The sequence below is a fragment of the uncultured Rhodoblastus sp. genome (assembly GCF_903903185.1).
Lineage (GTDB): Bacteria > Pseudomonadota > Alphaproteobacteria > Rhizobiales > Beijerinckiaceae > Rhodoblastus.
This window is the reverse complement of record NZ_CAIUXT010000144.1, coordinates 1-2,533: the sequence shown is the minus strand read 5'-3', so window position 1 is coordinate 2,533 and position 2,533 is coordinate 1. Positions and strand designations below refer to the sequence as shown.

Below are 2,533 nucleotides of genomic sequence, written 5' to 3'. Positions count from 1 at the left end.
GAGTATTTTACTCACCTATCGCCCGACCAATTCAGGCGCAAAATTTCTGCGGGTGAGATCGAGATTCCAATGGTCGTGCTTGGCAATGGTCAGAAAGCGGCCCGAGGAATAGCTCTCATAGATCTCGCTGGCTATCTCGACCGTCAATGCGAAGTCGCTCGCAAAGAACTCAGGAAGATCCGGACATGACTGGCGCTACGACGTCCAGCCATTGCCAGCCGACGTATTTATCTCCTACTTGGCGGATATGCGTGTAGCGCTTCAGCGATTGCCACGACCTATGCCCAGAAACTGTGGCGACATGTGGAATTGTCAAACCCTTTTCGAACAATCGCGAAACGCCTTCATGGCGCAGATCGTGAAAGTGCAAATCCTGGAGTGGCTTATCCCCTTGGATCAGGTCGACCTATAGGTAGCGGCCGGAGGCCTTGACGGTGCGGCGATATGTTCCTATTTTGTTCCTATGTCGAGCCGCTGGAAAAATGATCGCCCCATGTCTCGAACCGCCTTCGCCGAGCGGTTTCCTGACAACGCGGCCTGCGCCCGCCACCTGTTCGAAAAACGTTGGCCAAACGGCTTTGTCTGCCCTAAATGCCAAGGTGCCAAAGCCTGGGCACTCGACTCCAAGCCATTCACTTTTGAATGCGTTGGATGCGGCCGCCAGACGTCCGTCACCGCCGGTACGATCTTCCATCGCAGTCATCTACCACTTCTGGCTTGGTTCCAGGCGATCTACGCCGTCGCCAGCCATTCCAACGGCATCTCGGCGTTGCAACTTCAAGCGCAGCTGGGCCTCGGTTCGTATAAGACCGCATGGCTGATGCTGCAGAAACTGCGCCGGGCGATGGTCGATCCTGACCGAAGCGTCTTGGAAGACATCGTCGAGGTCGACGAAAGCGATATCCCCTACCGCACCAAAGCCGACCCGATCGCCGGCGGCCAAGGCCGCAGCGCGATTGGCAAACTGCACATCATCGGCGCAATCGAGCTTTCGCCCGAAGGTCAACCGCGCCGTATCCGCCTCGCGCCGCTGGAAAACTTTTCCGCACCCAGTATCGGCGCCTTCGTCGCCGGCGCTGCTGAGGCTGGCGCCACCGTCCTCAGTGACGGCTTCTCGGCCTACAAAAGCCTGAAAGGCTATAACCACAAGCCGAAGGTCGTCGGAAAAATGGCGGCGCACGTCGTGATGCCGTGGATCCATCGAGTCTTCGCCAATTTCAAGCGATGGGCGCTCGGAACCTATCACGGCGTTCGAAAGCCGCACCTCCACCGCTACCTTGATGAGTTTGTCTTTCGATGGAATCGGCGCCGGCACATGAAGTCGTCGTTCGATACGCTGCTCGAGATCGGACTGAGGATGGCTCCAGCGGACTACTGGGGCCTAATCGGCAGGACGTCTCCGAACAGGATTTAGCGTTCCAATTAATGGGGAAATAAGCAGAAGATTCTTTGAAGTTTCAAACTCTTAATCCTATAATCTCATTAAAGATCCATTCATGGTTTTTACCCTAAGGGCTCGACAGTGCAAGGTATCCACGTCAGCGCCATTTTGGCGGTCTTTTTCCTTGGTTCATTTTCGGGGCAATTATCCGCAGCTAAAGAAGCAGCGGAGAGATCCGCTCGTCCCGCCCAATGTTTTCTTGAAGTGAATGGCGTCCATTACATGGGCGGCAATTGCTCGTTCACCCCGGTCGGCAAAAACGGCTCTTTCCGGATCAAGACCTCCAAGGGCTTAAGTGCATCAGTCACGGTGACAGAAAATTTAATTGGCGATGCAGTTTGGAACGACGCCCATGGCGTAAGTGCCAAAACCGTTATCCTTGGCGTCGCTTATGGCGACGGGAAAGGCTGTTGGAGCAACTTCGATCCGGATGATCAAACCAAGGAATTTCACCTGTGCGCGTGGGACAAGACGGAGAGGCTGTACCTCGGTCCAACTCCCGTCGAGCAGCCCCCCCACAAGCCTCGCCTGGGGCGAGCGTACCGGAATGTATGCGCGGATAATTTCCAGTACGGGTCTCGATACCGAACATGCCGTCGTAACGGCTGAAAAAGATCGAGACGGTGCTATCATTTGGTGTCGCGTAAATGGCAATTATTCAATTTCCTGTATAGAAGATACATTGAACAATTCTCCCCGAAAGGCGACGTTGCATGCCGATTGCAAAACGAAGAAATACACCGACTTTTCTGGTCGTAATCTCCAAGATTTGGACGACGACATCCTGAATCTCGATTTCAATGAAAAACTTGGAAATTCGTCTGCCGGCGGCACACATATCGCCGAGACCGCCTTCAAGGCGCTTTGTCCCAAGACCTGGCAACAATCGAATTAATTACAGACAAATCCTGATTCCAGACAAACATCCAGATATTGAGCCACCGGAGTTAAGGGGATAAGCCGCCAAAATATTATAAATTTTCTTGACGTAAGCCATTCTCTTTTTTTAAATGGAGATTCTGCAGTAAATAGTGGCATATTCACTATATCTAACCTCCATTTTACGTATTTTGGCTTATGCTTTCTCGGTAT

General features: G+C 52.9%; 5 protein-coding genes and 1 pseudogene. 4 read left to right on the top strand and 2 right to left on the bottom strand.

Annotation, left to right across the window (positions count from 1 at the left end):
• A partial coding sequence (locus tag QZY01_RS13575) for a pyocin activator PrtN family protein (protein WP_294537881.1) occupies positions 1 to 189 on the top strand: 189 nt, incomplete at its 5' end.
• On the opposite strand, the pseudogene QZY01_RS13570 reads toward QZY01_RS13575, so the two are convergent.
• Positions 170 to 379, bottom strand: a pseudogene (locus QZY01_RS13570) (tyrosine-type recombinase/integrase); the annotation flags it as partial. The gene QZY01_RS13575 and the pseudogene QZY01_RS13570 overlap by 20 nt on opposite strands.
• A gap of 84 nt (positions 380 to 463) precedes the next feature.
• Here QZY01_RS13570 and QZY01_RS13565 point away from each other — a divergent pair.
• The 3 genes from QZY01_RS13565 to QZY01_RS13555 all read left to right on the top strand — a co-directional run bounded on the left by QZY01_RS13565 (position 464) and on the right by QZY01_RS13555 (position 2,336).
• The gene (locus tag QZY01_RS13565; RefSeq protein ID WP_294537880.1) at positions 464 to 1,414 is read left to right on the top strand and encodes an IS1595 family transposase; all 951 of its coding nucleotides are present in this window, start codon (positions 464 to 466) and stop codon (positions 1,412 to 1,414) included.
• A gap of 108 nt (positions 1,415 to 1,522) precedes the next feature.
• On the top strand, positions 1,523 to 2,050 hold the full coding sequence (locus QZY01_RS13560; protein ID WP_294537878.1) for a hypothetical protein: 528 nt from the start codon (positions 1,523 to 1,525) through the stop codon (positions 2,048 to 2,050).
• Between the two features lie 73 nt (positions 2,051 to 2,123).
• Complete coding sequence (locus tag QZY01_RS13555; protein WP_294537876.1) at positions 2,124 to 2,336, top strand: hypothetical protein; 213 nt, start codon at positions 2,124 to 2,126, stop codon at positions 2,334 to 2,336.
• Here the strand turns inward: QZY01_RS13555 and QZY01_RS13550 are convergent.
• A partial coding sequence (locus QZY01_RS13550) for a hypothetical protein (protein ID WP_294537874.1) occupies positions 2,333 to 2,533 on the bottom strand: 201 nt, incomplete at its 5' end. The genes QZY01_RS13555 and QZY01_RS13550 overlap by 4 nt on opposite strands.

Excerpts from the sequence above, each read along its gene's own strand:
- QZY01_RS13565 (WP_294537880.1), top strand. The coding sequence starts at position 464 with ATGTCGAGCCGCTGGAAAAATGATCGCCCCATGTCTCGAACCGCCTTC.